Source organism: Actinomadura scrupuli (assembly GCF_050971785.1).
In the GTDB taxonomy this organism is placed as follows: domain Bacteria; phylum Actinomycetota; class Actinomycetes; order Streptosporangiales; family Streptosporangiaceae; genus Actinomadura_E; species Actinomadura_E scrupuli.
Map to the genome: position 1 here is coordinate 118,111 of NZ_JBPCCU010000002.1, position 17,165 is coordinate 135,275.

At 68.9% G+C, this 17,165-nt stretch carries 13 protein-coding genes; 4 read left to right on the forward strand and 9 right to left on the reverse strand.

Features of this window, described 5'->3' with window-relative positions; genetic code table 11:
* Positions 1–67 precede the first annotated feature (67 nt).
* From ACRYCC_RS08230 to ACRYCC_RS08240, 3 genes are all read right to left on the reverse strand, one after another.
* A complete protein-coding gene (locus tag ACRYCC_RS08230; protein WP_433810034.1) occupies positions 68–1,375 on the reverse strand; it encodes an MFS transporter in 1,308 nt (435 codons plus the stop codon).
* 318 nt (positions 1,376–1,693) lie between these two features.
* Positions 1,694–3,682 (reverse strand): nSTAND1 domain-containing NTPase, encoded by a 1,989-nt coding sequence (locus tag ACRYCC_RS08235; RefSeq protein ID WP_433810035.1) that lies wholly within the window; start codon positions 3,680–3,682, stop codon positions 1,694–1,696.
* Between the two features lie 171 nt (positions 3,683–3,853).
* Positions 3,854–4,036, reverse strand: coding sequence for a hypothetical protein (locus ACRYCC_RS08240; protein WP_433810036.1), 183 nt, complete (start codon positions 4,034–4,036; stop codon positions 3,854–3,856).
* Positions 4,037–4,414: 378 nt separating this feature from the next.
* Between ACRYCC_RS08240 and fxsT the strand changes: the two genes are divergently transcribed.
* Positions 4,415–6,946, forward strand: a complete 2,532-nt coding sequence (fxsT, locus tag ACRYCC_RS08245) for an FxSxx-COOH system tetratricopeptide repeat protein (RefSeq protein ID WP_433810037.1) — start codon at positions 4,415–4,417, stop codon at positions 6,944–6,946.
* On the opposite strand, the gene ACRYCC_RS08250 is transcribed toward fxsT, so the two are convergent.
* The 3 genes from ACRYCC_RS08250 to ACRYCC_RS08260 all read right to left on the reverse strand — a co-directional run bounded on the left by ACRYCC_RS08250 (position 6,910) and on the right by ACRYCC_RS08260 (position 9,985).
* The gene (locus tag ACRYCC_RS08250; RefSeq protein WP_433810038.1) at positions 6,910–8,286 is read right to left on the reverse strand and encodes an HEXXH motif domain-containing protein; all 1,377 of its coding nucleotides are present in this window, start codon (positions 8,284–8,286) and stop codon (positions 6,910–6,912) included. The two genes, fxsT and ACRYCC_RS08250, sit on opposite strands and share 37 nt — an antisense overlap.
* A complete protein-coding gene (locus ACRYCC_RS08255; protein WP_433812113.1) occupies positions 8,286–9,530 on the reverse strand; it encodes an FxsB family cyclophane-forming radical SAM/SPASM peptide maturase in 1,245 nt (414 codons plus the stop codon). The genes ACRYCC_RS08250 and ACRYCC_RS08255 overlap by 1 nt, the downstream gene beginning before the upstream one ends.
* 233 nt (positions 9,531–9,763) lie before the next feature.
* Positions 9,764–9,985, reverse strand: coding sequence for a hypothetical protein (locus tag ACRYCC_RS08260; protein ID WP_433810039.1), 222 nt, complete (start codon positions 9,983–9,985; stop codon positions 9,764–9,766).
* A gap of 400 nt (positions 9,986–10,385) precedes the next feature.
* On the opposite strand from ACRYCC_RS08260, the gene ACRYCC_RS08265 reads away from it, so the two are divergent.
* Complete coding sequence (locus ACRYCC_RS08265; RefSeq protein WP_433810040.1) at positions 10,386–13,211, forward strand: VWD domain-containing protein; 2,826 nt, start codon at positions 10,386–10,388, stop codon at positions 13,209–13,211.
* 85 nt (positions 13,212–13,296) lie between these two features.
* Here the strand turns inward: ACRYCC_RS08265 and ACRYCC_RS08270 are convergent, their stop codons facing one another.
* Positions 13,297–13,824 (reverse strand): hypothetical protein, encoded by a 528-nt coding sequence (locus ACRYCC_RS08270; RefSeq protein ID WP_433810041.1) that lies wholly within the window; start codon positions 13,822–13,824, stop codon positions 13,297–13,299.
* Between the two features lie 246 nt (positions 13,825–14,070).
* Between ACRYCC_RS08270 and ACRYCC_RS08275 the strand changes: the two genes are divergently transcribed.
* Both ACRYCC_RS08275 and ACRYCC_RS08280 read left to right on the forward strand, forming a co-directional pair.
* The gene (locus ACRYCC_RS08275) at positions 14,071–14,586 is read left to right on the forward strand and encodes a hypothetical protein (RefSeq protein ID WP_433810042.1); all 516 of its coding nucleotides are present in this window, start codon (positions 14,071–14,073) and stop codon (positions 14,584–14,586) included.
* 139 nt (positions 14,587–14,725) lie between these two features.
* Positions 14,726–15,343, forward strand: a complete 618-nt coding sequence (locus ACRYCC_RS08280) for a DUF4328 domain-containing protein (protein ID WP_433810043.1) — start codon at positions 14,726–14,728, stop codon at positions 15,341–15,343.
* 92 nt (positions 15,344–15,435) lie between these two features.
* Here the strand turns inward: ACRYCC_RS08280 and ACRYCC_RS08285 are convergent, their stop codons facing one another.
* Both ACRYCC_RS08285 and ACRYCC_RS08290 read right to left on the reverse strand, forming a co-directional pair.
* Positions 15,436–16,455, reverse strand: coding sequence for a hypothetical protein (locus ACRYCC_RS08285; RefSeq protein WP_433810044.1), 1,020 nt, complete (start codon positions 16,453–16,455; stop codon positions 15,436–15,438).
* Positions 16,455–17,036 carry an RNA polymerase sigma factor gene (locus tag ACRYCC_RS08290; RefSeq protein ID WP_433810045.1) on the reverse strand — a complete coding sequence of 194 codons (582 nt, stop codon included), beginning with the start codon at positions 17,034–17,036 and terminating at the stop codon, positions 16,455–16,457. Before ACRYCC_RS08290 ends, ACRYCC_RS08285 begins: the two co-directional genes overlap by 1 nt.
* Positions 17,037–17,165: the final 129 nt, after the last annotated feature.

A 17,165-nucleotide genomic window follows, 5' to 3' on the forward strand; every position in this document is an offset into this window, starting at 1 on the left:
GGATGTGCGGTAGCCGCCCCGGCGATGTGCGGAAGCGGAGGGGATCTGCCGGTATCGCATCCAGGGGTTAACGGTCGCCTTTAAGGGCCATATCGGCCTTCTTTATTCGCTGGTCATCTGTCTCCTTCTCGATCCGGCGATGCACCGTGATGCTGATCGCCAGCGCCAGCATGGTCGCCGCCACCGCGAAGGCGGCCTGTTGAGTGCCCAGCCGGGAAATGATGAATCCACCCATCAGCGCACCCAGCGCGGCAGGGGCGCGCGCGGCGAAACTGTTGAGGCTCGCCACCCGGCCTCGCAGGGTCTCCGGGACGCTCGTGGCCTGGTAGACGGTCAGGGCCACGTTCATATGGGCGCCGACGAAACCCACTCCCGCCCAGACCAGCAGGAGCACGACCGGATGATCTGCGACCGCCATCACCGTCGTGAGCACGCACCACGTCCAGGTACAGACGACGGCCGTCTTTCGCAGTTGTATTCGCTGCAGAATCCGAGGCGCCAGGAGTGCGCCCAGGATGCCGCCCATACCCGAGGCGGCGAGCAGAACCCCGATGAGCGCACTCGGCAGGCCACGATGCCTGGCGAGGACGACGAGCAGAATGATGACCATCTGGAAGAGGAAATTGGTGATCGTGCATACGACGAGGACTCTGCGAAGGAACACATCTCGCCAGAGCCACCAGAGGCTTTCACTGACCTGATCCGCCATTTTCGCCTTCTTCGCGGAACTCCTGCGAATCGGCCGGAACTCGCCATTCCTGATCGATGCCAGCGTGAGGAGCGACAGCACACACGTCACCATGTCGACGATGAACGGCAGGGCGCGGCCGAGGCCGTAAAGCAGGCCTCCCAGCGGCCGCCCCAGCAGCAGCGCGGCGTGGTTGCGCGCCTCGTTCTTGGTCATCGCCTTGGAGAGAAGCTCGTTCGGCACGATGCGGGGCAGCGCCGCGGTTTCCGCCATGTGGTAGAAGGTGGCGAAGGTGCTCTCGATGGCCGCCGCGATCGGCAGCAGGACGATGGGCTCGTCGAGATTCCACAGGCCCCAGACCAGTAATCCGGCCGTGAAAAGCCGGACGAGCTGGCTCGCGACCATGATCCGCCAGCGATCGAAACGATCGACCAGCACCCCGGCCGGCAGGTGCAACAGCAGGTTCGGAATGGTACCGGCGGCCGCCACCAACCCGGCGAAAATCGGCGAGTCGGTCAGCTGAAGGGCCAGCAGGGGGCCGGCGGTGGTGGCGCTCACGTTTCCAAGCCGCGAGATCGCCGAGCCGGCCCACAGCAGCCACAGATGGCCCGGCAACTCCGCCGCGGCGACAACGCCCGAGGACGCGACCACCTCGGTAGGCGCGTTTTCGGCCGTCGTGCGGGTCACCTGCTCGCCCCCCCAGCCTATGGCGGTGCCATCGCCATCCCTTGGCGCCTGGTAAGGCCGGCGGGACACTTGACTGGAGATGCTCTTCCAAATCAGGCGGTCAGAGAGGTGGTAGCGGAAAATTAAAACCTCCCTTACCGTTTGTTAAACCGGTAACAGGAGGTGCTCAGTGCTCACGCTGAGCCGCCAGTGATGGCAGCTCCGAAATCGTACCGCCTTGGCTCGGCGAACGCACCATGACATGCCGATTAAGACTTTGTAATTTACCTATTCGAGTAGCCTATCGTCCGTTTCGCGAAAGTATGCGAAGAAACTGATTCAGCGTCCCAGCTCGTCCAGCAGCCGCTCGGCGGCGGCGCGTTGATGCTTGGGCAGCGGAGGGTGCGATGCCGCCAGCGCGAGGGCGGTCGATCGTGCCGCGGCGGCCGGATCGCCGCTCAGCTCCTGGACCCGGGCGACCCGGAAGAGCACCGGTCCGTCATCCGTCGTGTCCTCGGCGTCCACGGCCAGATCCGCGAGTTCCCGTCGTGCCTCCTCGATCCGGCCCCAGGTGGCCAGGGCGAGCGCCCGTGCGGCCCGGGTCGAGGGCTGGATCCGGCGGTCCAGCCGGTCCAGGTCGCGCAGCGCCGATCCGGCGTCGCCCATGTCGGCGAGGATCTCGCCGCGCGCGCGCAGCGCCTCCGCGGTGTCGCCGTCACGGTGCAGCACGCCGTTCAGCACGGCCAGGGCGGCCTGCGGCTGTCCGGCGTACCAGAGCGCCTGCCCCAGGCCCGTCTGCACGGTGAGGTCGTTGGGCGCTCGCCCGGCGCCGGCTCGCAACTCCTCGACGGCCTCGACCGCACCGTCCTCCTCGGCGCACTTGAGCCGCCCGACGGCGGTCAGCAGCCGTCCGACGGCCGCCGGGTCCTGCACCATCTCGAACATGCCCGCAGCCGCCCGGTAGTGGGCGACGGCGGCCTCCGGCATCCGCTGCTCATGAGCGATGTTGCCCAGGAACGACTCGGCCTCTGCCCTGATGCGCATGTCGTCGCGGCCGCACAGGCGGGCGGCCCCCTCCGCGTGCAGCAACGCGAGGCCGAACTCTCCCTCGGACAGCGCGAGCTCGGCCACTCGGAGACGTGCCGAGGGATCGGGCCTCCGGATGGGCCGTCTCTGCTTTCTGAGCCGCCGGATGGGCCGGACCAGCCGAGGATGCTGGAGTTCGTACCAGCGCCTGCCGTGTTCCTGGCGCGACTTGATCAGATGCTCGTCCTCCATCGCCCGGACCACGGAGTTGCCCAGGCCGAAGGTCTGCTGGGGCCCCTCCAGGATGCGCGCGCCGCCCTGCTGGGTGACGAAGGTCCCGCGGAGCCATGATTCGAGGTCGCGGGGGCGGCGGCCGTGACCGGCGGCGACGGCCGCCAGTGCCAGCGCGCAGGACTCGGCGAGCGCGTCGTCGACCTCGACGGCGGGTTGCGGAAGGACCGTGCCGGTACCGGCGGGCAGCTTGGCCCAGAGCCGGGCACAGGTCATCTGCAGGAGCGCCGGGTCGACGGTGTCCGTACGGTCCGCGCCGTGCGACTTCGCCGTGCCGCTGCCCCGGAGCTCGTCCACCAGCCGTTCCGCCGCGCCGGGGCCGAAGCAGCGGCCGGTGCCGGTCAGCGGCCGCCTGACCGCCTCGATGGCGGAACCGCGTTCCAGCGGGCCGAGCGGGAACCGGGCGAACGACCCGTCCTCGAATCGTTCGGCGACGGGCAGCACCGCCTCCAGCTGGTCTTCCCGTACCGCCACCAGCAGGTGGGTCCGCGGCCGGGAGGCCAGCGCCTCGAGCAGCTCCTCGATGAACCGCCGCCGCTTGTGGTCGTGCACCCCCGACGTCCGGAAGATCCGCTCACCATGGTCGATCGCCACCAGAAGCGGTTCACCGTCGCGGCCCCCGCATTCCTGCCGGCGTAAGAATTCGTTGATCGACAGACCGGAGAGCCGGATCGGCGACTCCCCCGGGGACCAGGACGAGAGCAGGGCGAACGTGTAGGGATTCTGCTCCGGAAGGGCGGCCATGGGAAAGGTCGAACGGCGGACCGCGCGGCCGACGGGAAGAATGTGGACGGGGGCCGAGAGGAGCCGGGGAACTGCGCCGGCCTGGAGCAGCGAGGTCTTACCCACCCCGGCGTGACCGTGCAGGATCGTGAACCGATTTCGTTGCCAGAGCCCGGCCAGTTCCCGCGATTCATCGGCACGGCCGAAGAACAGCTCACGATCATCTAGGTCGAAGGGCCGCGCCCCCACATAGGGCGACGGTCTGGATTCCTGATCGACATGCGTCATGCTCATTGAGTGATCTCCGGGCGAGGTGCCTCAGGTGACGCGTGCCCGAAACGTTGAGTGCCGCATTGATGGGCCGTACTGACCGTGACGCGGACGATCCGGATGCAAAGTCGCGATCACCGGCGGACGCCCCCGCGCCTTCGAACTGCCGTGTGCGGCCGTTGGAAAGAGCTATTTGCCGGGCTCCAGGAAGGAGGTGAAGCCGGCGGCGGCGTCCTCGTGGCAGGTCGGATCGAGCACTTCGCGCAGCGCTTCGTCGAATGCCGACTGGCCGAGGTACTCGTCCAGCTGCCACAACGAGGTCGTGGACACATCGATGAGATCGCCTCGGAGATCGATTTCCTGTCGTTGCATGTACTTCTCCTCGAGCATGCTCAGGACGGCCCGTGGTGAGTGGAACGTCCGCTCACGGCGTCGGCCCCTGCCACGCCTGCGCTGGCGTCCCAATACTGCCAGAAAAGTCCTGCCATGACCATCCATGAGGTTGTCACCATTATGGCCATACTGCCTGCGGCGTCGATCTAGTCGGCGACTTTGCGGAAAGACCGAAACGCGTGAGGCGAAAGGACCGTATCGGGCAATGAGCGGGCTTCCCACTCCCATCCTGCTCACGTGTGGCATCGGGCACAATTCACGCCTCAGCGCGATGGGATGTTTTGAGGCACCGGGCCTAAGATGACTAATTATGGGGCCTTGTGTGAGTGATGATCGGCGAAATGCGGAGGTAGGCAGATGACGCTCCGGGAGTCGGCCAGGCCTGGACGGCTGCCGGGATCAGTTCCCGAGATCTGGGGGAGGATCCCGCCACGCAACAAGAACTTCACCGGCCGGGAAGAACTCCTGGACAAGCTACGGGCGGGCATCGTCGACCAGGTCACCGCCGTGGTGCCGCACGCTCTGCACGGCCTGGGCGGCGTCGGTAAGACCCAGATGGCCGTGGAGTACGCGTGGCGTTACCTGGCCGACTACGAGCTCGTCTGGTGGATCCCGGCCGACCAGTCGGTGCTGGTGCGGTCGACGCTCGCGGCACTCGCCCCAAATCTCGGCCTGCCCCCGGCCACCACCACCGGCGTCGAGGATGCCGCCAACGCCGTGCTGGACGCGCTGCGGCGCGGCGAGCCCTACTCACGCTGGCTTTTGATCTTCGACAACGCCGACCAGCCCGAGGACATCAACGATGTCGTGCCGCGGGGCCCGGGACATGTGCTGATCACTTCGCGCAACCATCGGTGGGAGGGCGTGGTCGACACGGTGGCCGTGGACGTCTTCTCACGCGAGGAGAGCGTGCAGTTCCTCAAGAAGCGCGTGCCCAGGGGGATCAACGTCGACGACGCCGACCGGCTCGCCGACAGCCTGGGCGACCTGCCGCTGGCGTTGGAGCAGGCCGGGGCGCTGCAGGCCGAGACGGGCATGTCGGTGCCGCAGTATCTCCGGCTGCTCAAGGACCGCACCAGCCAGTTGCTGGCCGAGGGCAAGCCCACGGAATATCCCGTGTCGATGACGGCGGCCTGGGCGTTGTCGGTGGCCAGCCTCGGCAACAAGATGCCCGAGGCGGTCGATCTGCTTCGGTGCTGTGCGTTCTTCGGCCCCGAGCCGATTCCGAGGGACGTCTTCGCCGTCATCCCACCCGGCCTGGGTCAGCCGCTCTCCGACCTGCTGGGGGATCCCATCCGGCTGGCGAGGGCGATCGGTGAGCTGGGGCGCTACGCCCTGGCCAGGATCGACACCGCCAGCCGGACGATCCAGGTGCACCGGCTGATCCAGGCGCTGGTCCGCGATGAGCTCGCCCCCGCGGAGCAGGAGCGGATTCGCGACCAGGCACACCAGTTGCTCGTAGCGGCGGCACCGGAGGACACCGAGGACACCCAGAACTGGCGTCGATACTCCGATCTCCTCGGCCACATCGGCCCGTCCGCGGTCGCGCAGAGCCACGACACGGCCGTACGGAAATTCGCCCTCGACATCGTCCGCTACCTGTACAACTTCGGCGACTACTCCTCCGCCCGGAACCTGGTGGAGAACTTCCTCGACCAGTGGATGGCCGATTCCGGCGAGGGCGACCTGGAGATCCTGGTCGGGCGCCGGCACCTCGGCAACATTCTGCGTTCGCTGGGTGAATACAGTGCCGCCTACGAGGTGAACAGGGCCGCGCTGAAGAAGTCGGAGGAGATGGGCGGTGGTGACACCGAGCTCACCCTGCAGCTGGTCAACTCGGTAGGGGCCGACCTGCGGGCCCGTGGTGACTTCCTGTCCGCCCGGGAGCACGATGAGACCTCGCTGAGACGGCACCAGGGAGATCTCGGAGACACGCACTCCAGCACGCTGAGGGTCATGCACAACCTGGCACTCGACTACGGCCTGAACAGCGACTATCCCAGGGCGAGGGAGTTCCACGAAGCGGCGTACCTGGGGCTGCGGCAAGGCGGCTGGGGCGTCGGCCGGGTCGGCGTCCTCAACGCCCTGAGCGGGCTGGCCCGAGCGGTGCGGCTGTGCGGGGACTACGCGGAGGCGTGCGACCTCGGCGAGGAGGCCTACGCCTACGGTGTCGAAGAGCTGGGCGCGGAACACCCGGGCACCTTGTACGCGGCGAAGGACCTGTCCATCGCCTGGCGCCGCCTGGGCGAGTTCGAGAGATCACTCGAGCTGGCCCTGGAGGTACACGCGCGCTATGTCCGGCTCTTCGGTCTCAACCACCCCGACACGCTGGCCGCCGCCATGTGCCTTGCCAACATCCAGCGGACCGTGGGCGAGAAGGAAGCCGCCCTGGAACTCGCCGCCGACACCGTACGGCGCTATCCCCGGCTGTACGGCGCGGAGCACCCGTACAACCATGGCTGCGCGGGCAACCTGGCGTTGCTGCGCCGGGTCTTCGGAGACGTGCAGGCCGCCCGGGAGCTGAACGAGAAGTCCCTGGAGGGCCTGGAGGTCAAGCTGGGACGGGACCACCACTACTCGCTGACGGTGGCCACCAACCTGGCCAGTGATCTGGCCGCACTGGGCGAGTTCGAGGAGGCCTGCCGGCTGGGCCAGGACACGACGACCCGGTTGCGAGCGGTCCTCGGCGAAACCCATCCGATGACGCTCGCCTGTGCCGCGAACCTGTCCGCCGACCTGATCCAGATCGGTGAGGAGGAGGAGTCGGCGGAGCTGCTCAAGAAGACGATGGAGGCCTACGCGGTGACGCTCGGCCCGGAACACCCCGACGCGGTGGTCGCCGCCGAGCACCGTCACCTGGACTGTGACTTCGACCCTCCGCCCATCTGAGGTCGGTGCGGGACGGCCTGGATCGGTGGCGGCTCCCCATGGCGGAGCCGCCACTGGGCCAGATGCGCCTCCGCGGCCTCGTCGGCCAGACGCCGCGCCTCGGCGCCCACGGGTTCGCGCATCCAGGGCTGGAGCGTGCGGCTCATCTCGGCGACGAACAGCCCGCCCTCGGGTGTCAGCCTGCCGCTGGCGCTCAGCGTCCGGACGGCGAAGTCGACGGCGTCCCGCCAGCGGGCGAAGTCGCTGTGCGCGCTCAGTGCCCGCTCGCCGGACTCGTGCTGGCGTTGCCTGCGCCAGAAACCCGCGATGCCCAGATGGGCGTAGGTGCCCTGGAGCAGCCCGGCGACCGGGCGCGGGTCGTCCCGCCAGGGCGCGTAGTAGCGGCTGCCGTCGTCGGACCGGGTCAGCGGGACGACATCCAGCAGGCCCGTCAGCTTGGTGTGCTGGACCTCGTGCGCGAGGGTGACGGCAAGGAAGTGGGCGTCGGGCGGGCGGGAGAGCCCCACGTTGCCGAACGCGTGCTTGGGCGTGGCACTCGACTGGCCGTGCGCGGGGGCCATCAGGGGGGTCAGCACGGAGATCGAGGCGGCGACCTCCTCGGCGGCGGTCCAGTGCCTGGTCACCAGGATCCGCCAGGCGTCGAGGAGCGTGGACCGCCAGTGCTCCAGCTCGGCCGCGGTCAGCCGGCACCCGATCACGGACCCTCCCGGCATGCGGTCGGGATCGTGGTCGTCCAGCAGGAAGTCGATCCTCGCGCCCCGGAACTCGGCGCTCAGCCGGCGCAGGCCCTCCCAGCCCGCCGCGTCCTCATGCGGGTCGGCCGGCAGCCGAACGCGCGTGTCGCCGGCGGTCACCTCGGCTCCGCCGGCACCCGAGCGTACGAGCGCGGTCGCCTGGCCGGGGACCAGCGCGCGGCCGAGGGAGGGCAGGACGACGGCCCCATCGCGTACCGGGACTTCGACCGTACAGACATGCCGGGCCCTGATCGCCGCCGCGGCGGCCAGGGCGGCCAGCTCTCCCGGCTCGGCGGGACCTTCCTCCCCGCCGGTGAGGGCGAGCAGGGTGCGGCGGGCCCATGCCCCGACCGTCGGGTAGCGCAGTGCGATCCCCGCCGCCTCTGGAGCGGACTGCTGAACCTCGGCCAGCAGGTCGTACGCCTGCCGTGCCCGGTCCGCCTGGGAGTGCCCGGCCGCCACGGCGGTGTCCCGTACACCCCGCAGGAGCAGCAGCCGTTTGCTGTACTGGGCCGCCTGGAGATGGGCCACCGCATCGGCGCCGCCGCTGCCGGCGGCCAGGGCGAAGAACGCCTTCTCGGGTATCCGGTGTCTGGCCAGGGGCATCAACCGCGCTCCTTGGGGGAGGTCGTCCGCTTCAGCGCCGCCACATCCTTCTGCAAGGCACCTTGAATATGGTCGATGAGGCGGAAGAGATCACGGCAGTAGACCGAGGGGTTGGCGAAGCCACTGCCGGATCGGTAGCGGTGGGTGTAGAGACCGCCGCCGCAGACGCGCTGGACAGGGCAGACGCGGCAGTCCGCGGCGAGCGCGCGATGGCCGATCTGGCGTGCGGCGATGGCCGGCAGCAGCAGGGCCGAGTCAAAGGAGTCACGGCTGATGTGCAGCGCGGTGTTGGAGGCGCCTTCGTAGGCCGACTTGAGCGTGTCGACCTGTTCGATGCTGCCGTTGGTCTCCACGACCGCGACCGCCACCGGCGAGAGCCCCACCGATTCGCTGTGCGAGGGGCGTCCGAAGAGCAGCCGGATGATCTCCGAGAACAGCCGGATCCGCGTCTCCCGGACCGGCGCCCGGTACCACCGCTCGAAGACCGCGATGAGCCAGTCCCCGTACGGGGCCGCCGCGTCCGCGAGCCGGTTGGGCGGCGGGGTGTCCCAGTTGCCGTGCGGCAGCAGGAAGTCCATCGCCGGCGGCTCGAACGCCAGCAGTGCCTCGTAGGTGGCGACCGGGTCATTGTCCAGATCGATGGCGCTCAGCAGGCCGCTGAAGAGGTGGCGATAGGTCGGTGCCGTCAGTCGCTGCAGGCCCGCCGCCACCGAGTGGTGGCTGCCCTGCCCGTTGGCACGCCGCCGGTGCCGGTCCTGGGCCTTCTCGTCGCCGTCCAGGCTGACGCTGACCTGGATGTCGAACTCGTCGAACATCCGCAGGAAGGTCGAGTCGAGCAGCATCCCGTTGGTCTGCAGCCCAAAGGCCACGGCCACCTCCGGATCCACCATCGACCGCACGGTGCTCACCGCGTATCGGATGTGGTCGGCCCCCGCGAGCAGTGGCTCCCCGCCGTGCAGGATCACGTCGATCCTGGGCAGTTCGTTGGACCGGGCGTGCTCGGCGATCCGGGCCGCCACCCGATCGATCGTCGGACGGGCCATGCGGCGCGGTTGCCGCCGCCAGCCCTGGTCCGCCATCTCGTACATGTAGCAGTAGTCACAGGCCAGATTGCACCTGCTGTGGATCTTGAGCACGAACTGCCGGAAGGGGGTCGGGCGCCAGCCCGCCTCGAGCAGTGCCTGGACGTCCAGCGAAGCCGGCCACTCGGCTTCGACGGACTCTGGATCGACGCCGACGGTCACACTGATCAACCCCAGGTGAGATCTGAGCGCGGCAGTGCGCCTTTGTCTGGCTTGTAGTGTTATGCGCTCCTTAAGGAGATCATCAAACGCTCCGGTATCGGCCATTTACATCGGCAGGAGTGTGTCAGCAGACCTTGTCTGCGCCTGACCGGAGTATTCGCCGGTGGACGTCCGGAGCCACCGGGGTGGAAGAACGACCCGCTGCGAGCGACCGGGCGGCGCTTCGTCCCTGATCAGATCTCTGCGGCAGAGGGGTCGCTCCGGCGGCGGCGCAACCACGTGGAGAGCACTCCGGCGGCCGCGACCCAGAACGAGGCGGCGAAGAGCGCCTGCTTCAGCGGGTGGGGCGCGTCGAATGCCCGGGCGACCACCCAGGCGACGACCACGAACACCACGCCCGAGAGCACGTGGGCATACGCCCATGCTCGCTGTCTGAGATCCTGCTTCGCGTCCATGGTGGAGCCTCCGCCACATAGGAATGTCGACGGCCGACGGGCCGTACGCCCGTGCGGCCACGGGACGGGCATCCCACCGCCGCACCGAGGTGGAGCACCTCTGTTCCGTTGGACACTCGGCACTGGGCAAAGGTTCGTCCCCTTTGCCCCCAATTCGGCCGGGTGTCCCAGGGACCCCCAGACGTGGGCGCGCTCGGCGGAGTCAGTCGCAGGCGGCGTTGAACTCCTTCTCCTGCTCGGCTATCTGAGCCTCGCCGCCCGACGAGTGGCCGGCCAGATGAGTAGGGGCTACTCAGGCACGGGCGGGCACTGAGACAGATCATTGGCTCCGCGATCCATTCAGTGGGACGGGGTGCCGTCGAAGTGCGGTCCACGAGTCCCATGCCCCAGGAGGCCACCCGTGCGAGCCCGCCCGTTGCTCCGGTTGCTGCTCACCGCCGTGGCGGCGTTCCTGGTGGTGACCCTCCCGGCCGGGACCGCGCACGCGGACGACGGCCCGGTCAAGCTGACGATCACCGGGCCCGGGACGGCGGTGGCCGGGAAGTCGCCGGTACGGCTGGACTTCCGGGTCACCAACACCGGCCGGACTCCGTGTCGGGCGGTCCGGGTGGCCGACGGCGCGTTGGCGATCACCGCGATGACGCTGGACGGCGAGCCCGTACGGCCGACGATCACCATGCGGGACTACCTCGTGCCGCTGGCCACGATCCGGGAGCGGACGGCGGTCACGCTGGCGCCGGGCGCGTCGATGCCGCTGGGCGTGCGGGCCTTTCCGGTGCGGGGGCGGGCGATGCTCCCGTCGGTGTCGTGGTCGGAGACCGATCCCTACCTCGCGACGCTGTGGCCGGTGGACCGGCCCGGCACCTACCGGCTGACCGCCAGGCTCGCCCCGCCGCTCGGGGACCCGTCCTCCGGCGGCTGCGAGAACCCGTCCGGCGACGCGACCGTGACGTTCACCGTGGCGTCCGGAGCATGGTGGGACGAACCAGGCGTACGGCTCGCGGGCGCCGGCGCCGTCGTGCTCGGTCTGCTCGTCGTCCTGCTCCTGCTGGTCGCGGGCCGTCGGCGCAGGCACCGCCGGGCCAGGCGGTATCCCCGGCCGGGCCCGTACGGCGCCGGGGCGCTCGTCCTCGCGCTGGCCCTCGGGGTGCTCGGGGTGACCGAACGCCCCGCCGCGGCCACGCTCGAGTCCACCGGCGACTCTGCCTTCCAGGCCAGGATCGAGAACTGCAAAGCGAAGATCACTGCTGCCGGGGATCCCGGTGGTGTGCTCGCCCGGTCCCAGGCGTCCAAGTATCCGATCTTCATCATTCAATGGAACAACATTCCCGGCCGCCCGGAGGACTCGCTGAGCTGGGCCCTCGCCCACGTACCGGACTACTCCACCGATCCCCGCAGGGGCTCCGGGTCGGAGATCTACTGGAACCCGGGCAACGACTACATGCTCGACCCCGGGGTCAAGGAGAACGAGTGCGCGACGCTGGTGCACGAGCTGAGTCACGTCGCCGACAACGCCGAGGGCAAGGCCGACTTCGAGGAGTGCGCCAGAAGAGGTGACCCTACCGTCACGGAGGTCAGGGCCACCCTGCTGGAGAACGCCTACCGCAGGTCGATGGGCCTGCCGGAGCGGACCAGCTATCACGGCAAACCACTGCCCTCGAGCGTGGACAAGTGCACCAACCAGCGGTTCCCGGCGAAGAAGCCGGGCAGGTCCGGGCACGGGAGCAAGCACGGCCACCAGTGCCTGAACGGCTGCGGGTCCAGCACCGGCGACCCGCACCTGCGGACCTTCGACCAGCGCCGCTACGACCTGCAGTCGGCGGGCGAGTTCGTGCTGGCACGGGCGACGGACGGGTCGCTGGAGGTACAGACCCGGCAGACACCGGTCCCGGGTTCCCGGACGGTGTCGACGGTGTCCGCCGTGGCCCTCAAGGTCGGCGGCACCCGGATCGGGATCTACACCAACCCGGCGGGCTCGCCCCGCGTGCTGGTCGACGGCGCGGCGAAGTCGCTGCGCGACGGGGACATCGCCCTGCCCGGCGGCGCGACCCTGTACGGCGAGGCGGCCGACCCGGACGACACCGGGGGCGAGGGGTCCCGGCGCCTCGTCGGGCTGGTGACCGGCGGCACGAGTGTGCTGATCTCGCCGGTGGGCGGCTGGGGACTGGAGGTGGAGGTCAGCCCGGCGCCGTCGCTGGCCGGGAAGGTGTCCGGCCTGCTGGGGGACTTCGACGGCGACCCGGCCGACGACCTGCCGGCCTCCTCCTCGGCCCGGGACCTGCACGGCGGCTTCGCCGACAGCAGGCGGGTCACCGCCGCCGCCTCGCTGTTCGACTACGCACCCGGGCAGAACACCCGGACCTTCACCGACCGGAGCTTCCCCGACCTCGACGCGCCGGGTCCCGGATCGGACGCCCTCGCCGCCGCCGGGCAGATCTGCCGGATCAGCGGGGTGACTGACCCCGCAGCGCTGAAGAACTGCGCGTACGACGTCGCGGTCACCGGACAGCGGGTCTACGCCGACGCCGCCGCGCGCGCCGCCGGCGGCGCGGAGCCGGCACCCGGCACGGGCGGGGGCACCGGCGTCCCGGTGGGCTCCCGGCAGCCGTTGCCCGCTCCCGGCGCGAACCTGTCGTTCAGCGGTACGGTCGCCCAGGACGGGCAGCGGAACGAGTACCGGCTGGACGGCACGGCCGGACAGATCGTCTACTTCCATGGACTGGACACCTGCGACGACACCCGGATCCTGCGCTACTCCTTCTCCTCCCCCACCGGGGCGCTGTTCCCGGCGTACTTCAAGACCTGCCAGGACGGCGGCCGGCTCGCGCTGAAGGAGACCGGTACGCATCGCCTGATCGTCTACGGCGATCCCGGGGTGACCGGGCCGTACCGGGTGGAGATCAAGGGCGTACGGCCGGACCGTACCGCCACCACGGCCCTCGGCGGCTCACTCACCGGATCGATCGACATGCCGGGTGCCCAGGACGTCCACACCTTCACCGCCACGGCCGGGCAGCCGGTCACCTTCCACGGCCAGGGCCCCTGCGACGACACCCGGCTGCTGCGCTACACGATGTTCGCCCCGTCCGGCGCGTACGGCGAGGTGGCGTACGTCCGCACCTGCCAGGACAGCGGGAAGATCACACTGAAGGAGAGCGGAACGTACAAGGTGGTCGTCTACGGCGAGGGCCTCTCCACCGGCCCCTACCAGGTACGGCTCGGCTGAGCCCACCGGGAGTCAGGCGGCCGGGTCGCTCCCGAGAGCGGCTCGGCCGCCAGTGCGCCCATGAGGTCGGCGCCGCCGGCCGTGCCTACTCCGAACCTGATCGTCCATCTTCGTTCTCTTGTGACGAGAGTCCCGGAGGGGCGTCTCCGGCGAAACGTCTTCGCAACGGGCCGCCCATCGCGCCGAGCTCCCCGCGCGCAGCCTCCATGAACGCGTACCGCAGTTCGCGCTTACGAGGCTCGTCTCCGGGTGCGGCGCGGCCTCTGACGAGTTCGTGGAGGGCGAGAGTGTAGTCGTGGGCGGCCTGGGCCACCTCGGTCGAGCACACCAGCTCGGGCAGCTTCTTGGCGAGCCACAGTGCGTGAAGGTGTGCCCGGATCTCCGTGCTGTCCGGACTGGATCCCGAGTCGGCTTCATCGGAGAGGAGTTCCACCTTCTGTGCCGCGGACAGGAAGTCCATGATCGCCTGTTTGCGTTCAGCGCGCTCCGCGACGCGATGTTCATGCTGCTCACGGCGCGCATCGACCCTGGTCGAGAGGTACTGGCCGATCAGCGTCCCGGAGGATCCGAGCACCACACCGGCGAGCGGCAGGACCGTCGTAACCCAGTTCATGACGGTCAGACGGGCGCACCCGACCTGACGTTCCTCTGGCCCGGACGGTACGGTCCCGGGCGGTACGTCCCCGGCGGCGTTCGCTCGAGGTCGTACCGGCCGCGGGTGGGCGCCCCTGAGCGACGGTGACCTCCGTGCCGTCCCGCGCGTGCAGGAGGCAGCTGCGGTTGGGAACCGGGCGTGGTGTGCCGACGTCATAACTCGCGGTAGTGAGACGACACCTCACTCTCGAGCTCTGGCGGGGGCATGGACATCTCTGCGACTTCATCTCTGGCAGCCGTGATCATCTCGACAATCGCCCTCTTCGTCTCCGGAGTCCTCGCGGTCCGGCAGGTGTCGATGATGAGGCATGCCAACCAGATGCCGGTCCTGGTGGATCTCATGCAGGAATTCAGATCGGCCGAATTCCAGATGGCCGAGGGTTACGTCCTGAACAAGCTCTCCGCCGAGAACGACGTGTCGCTCGGCTGCTCGGGACTGACCGGGCCGCCGAGCCTGGCGGTCAACCTCGTGAACTCCTTCTTTCTATCTCTCGGTACGCTGGTCGCCCAGGACATGGTCGATGAGGCGACCGTCGTCCTGCTGTTCGGCTTCCGGGCCGACCGTGCGTGGAAAGCTCTGGAGAGTCGCATAATGCGCGAGCGGGAAATACGCAATGATCCGTTCTTCGCAGTTCCCTTCGAAGACCTCGTGTGCCGAATTCGGGACGGGTGGCCCCCCACCGATCGGTATCGCCTGAAGTTCAGAAGCCTCAGTCGGTGATCATCAACCGTCACGATCACGCGATTGTTCGTGGAACGCTCGGAGCGTCTTTGACCTGCCGGTTTCCTCTTGTCGTCCCGAGCCGGGTGCGCCCATGAGCGACTCGCCCACCCTGGTCAGACCGGTCCGGGCCTTCGCCGTGGCCACCACTGTGGTGTTCACCGGGTGGTTCGTGATCGAGGTGGTGTGGGCCGCGCTGGGACTGCGCCTGAGCGAGGCCGGCACGGACAAGGTGGCGTACCGTGCCCACATTGCACCGTACGAGTTCGCGTCCGAAGTGAAGCTCTACGGGTACTTGCTGGCCGCGGCGGTGTTCGTCTGCTGGCTCTTCCGCGCTCGCCTCAATGCGGAGATCATCAGAGACTATCCACATCGATGGGGCAGGTCATGGCTCGTCCTTGGCTGGATCGTCCCGTTGCTGAACTTCTGGATTCCTCGGCAGGTCGTCGGTGACGTCTGGCGAGCCAGCGATTCCGCCGGCCTCGACCGGCCGGCCGGGCGCAGACCGTGGCCGGTCTACGCATGGTGGATCCCCTGGCTCTTGAACATTCCCCTCGGCGCCATGGTGGGCGGTACGTCAGAGTCCGCGGACCTCATTGTGTTCAGCGCCGGGAACGCGATCATTGCCGGCGTCCTCGCCCTCGCCGTCGTATGGCAGATCTCGCTGTTCCAGGAGGCGCACGCCGCACGTATCGTCCAGGCGCTGTCAGACGGTCCGACGGTTCCCGGACCGACCGGGTACGGGTCGGTCACGTGACGGCGTCCGCGCACTTCGATAGAGCTCTTTGACTTGACTCCGACGTGCGGGCCGCCCTGCACCGGGCGGCCCGCACGATCTCGCTGAACGGGTCAGAACTTGCCGGCTTCGATGTCGGCAAGCGTCACCCGGGAGTTGTGGTAGTAGATCGTGCTGGGCGGCATGTCGGAGCCGCTGCTGGACAAGGCGACGGGCTGGCCTGTGCCGGCGTTGATGACCAGCGTTTCCACGAGCTTCCCGGCGATGGGCCAGCTGTCCACCAGCGTGAGCGTGGGCTGTCCGGCGGTGGTGGTCTTCGTGACCTTGACCTTCGGCATCGTCGCCATGATGCGGAGCACGCCGGCCCGGACCTGGGGATTCTCCGGCGCCGCGATCAGCGCGTCGATGGAGTTCGTCCAGATGTGGTTGTCGGTGATCTCCTTCTGCTGCTCAGGGGTCGGCGGCTTCGGCGGCACGTACTTCTCGCCCCGCGCCTTGGCAAGGCCCTTGAGCTTTTCGATCTTGGCCCGTTCCGGATTCGGGTTGGTGCCCGGCGCAATGTTGGCAACGGCCATCTGTGCGCGCGCACTGCCGATATCGCCCTTCACGGCGAAGAGCGCCGCCGCTATGTCGCGCTTGAACATGTCCTCACCCCCGTCCTTTCGCACGACGGCCCGCCGCAGGGCATTCTTGTCGTTCCCCCAGTAGTAGGTGCCGTCGTCGGTGAACAGGCCGATGCCGTTGCTGCCCAGCTTCCTACTGGTCGGCGACTGGTTGCGGATCTCCAGCGTCGCGTTGCCCGGCAGCTTGACATGCAGGGGTGTGTTGTCCGCGGCCAGCTTGGCCAGGATCGGGTTCGCTGCTGCCGGCACCGCCTTCGCGGGGGGCTTGCCGGGCGTCGATGCGGACGTGACGACCAGCGCCGCCGCGGCCGCGGCGGCCAAGGCGGCGGTACTGAAGCCCACCGTGCGGCGCATGCTCCACCGAGCCCGCCGACGAGACGCGGTCTTCGTTTCCGGCACCCCTTCTACGGCCATCGCCGCCCGCAGCACGGCCCTGGCCTCCTCGAAGGCGCGCGGCCTCACCGGCTCGGTGTCCCTCAGATCCCTCAGCAGGTCCATCTCATCGACCATCAGTTCTTGGCCTCCTTGATCGTGTTGTGGTCGGTCAGCAGCGCGACCATCCCCGGCGCGTTCCGCAGCGCCATGCGCGCCTCGTGCAGGTAGCGGCGCGCTGTTCCCGGCGGTATGCCGATCGCCCGCGCCGCGTCGGCGACGGTCAGGTCCTCCCAGGCGACCAGGGTCAAGATCTCCCGCTGCTGCGGCCGGAGCAGCGCCAGGGCCTGCCGCAGCACCGACTCGACGTCGACGCGGCTGTCCACAGCGGCCCACGGGTCCCACCCGGACGCCATACCGGTCACGTCCGCCATCAGTTCCTCGGCCGGGCGGGACCGCCAGTGCCGCCGGAGCGTGTTGTGTGCCACGCCGAACAACCACGGGCCGGCGTCAGGAAACGAGCGGTCGTAGGTCGCCCGGGATCCGAGCGCCGCCACCCATACCTCGCCGAGCAGGTCCTCGGCCGATTCCCGGCCGACCCGTCGCGCGAGGTAGGCCCCCACAGCTGCCTCGTGACGCCGGACCACCTCGACGAAGGCATCCTCATCGCCGTCGAGCGACCGGGCGATCAACTCCGCATCATCCGGATCAGATGTCATGACCCTCCTCGTATCTGGATCGCCTTACAACCAGCTATTGCCAACTGAGGGGGCAAAGCGTTCAGCGCCGGTCAGCGTCGTGCTCCTGAAGACTCCTGTACGTCGCCGACGAGGCGGGCTGGACGGCGA

Excerpts from the sequence above, each read along its gene's own strand:
- fxsT (WP_433810037.1), top strand. The coding sequence starts at position 4,415 with ATGACGCTCCGGGAGTCGGCCAGGCCTGGACGGCTGCCGGGATCAGTT.
- ACRYCC_RS08290 (WP_433810045.1), bottom strand. The coding sequence starts at position 17,036 with ATGACATCTGATCCGGATGATGCGGAGTTGATCGCCCGGTCGCTCGAC.
- ACRYCC_RS08240 (WP_433810036.1), bottom strand. The coding sequence starts at position 4,036 with ATGCAACGACAGGAAATCGATCTCCGAGGCGATCTCATCGATGTGTCC.
- ACRYCC_RS08250 (WP_433810038.1), bottom strand. The coding sequence starts at position 8,286 with ATGCCCCTGGCCAGACACCGGATACCCGAGAAGGCGTTCTTCGCCCTG.
- ACRYCC_RS08275 (WP_433810042.1), top strand. The coding sequence starts at position 14,071 with ATGGACATCTCTGCGACTTCATCTCTGGCAGCCGTGATCATCTCGACA.
- ACRYCC_RS08235 (WP_433810035.1), bottom strand. The coding sequence starts at position 3,682 with ATGACGCATGTCGATCAGGAATCCAGACCGTCGCCCTATGTGGGGGCG.
- ACRYCC_RS08285 (WP_433810044.1), bottom strand. The coding sequence starts at position 16,455 with ATGGTCGATGAGATGGACCTGCTGAGGGATCTGAGGGACACCGAGCCG.
- ACRYCC_RS08270 (WP_433810041.1), bottom strand. The coding sequence starts at position 13,824 with ATGAACTGGGTTACGACGGTCCTGCCGCTCGCCGGTGTGGTGCTCGGA.
- ACRYCC_RS08260 (WP_433810039.1), bottom strand. The coding sequence starts at position 9,985 with ATGGACGCGAAGCAGGATCTCAGACAGCGAGCATGGGCGTATGCCCAC.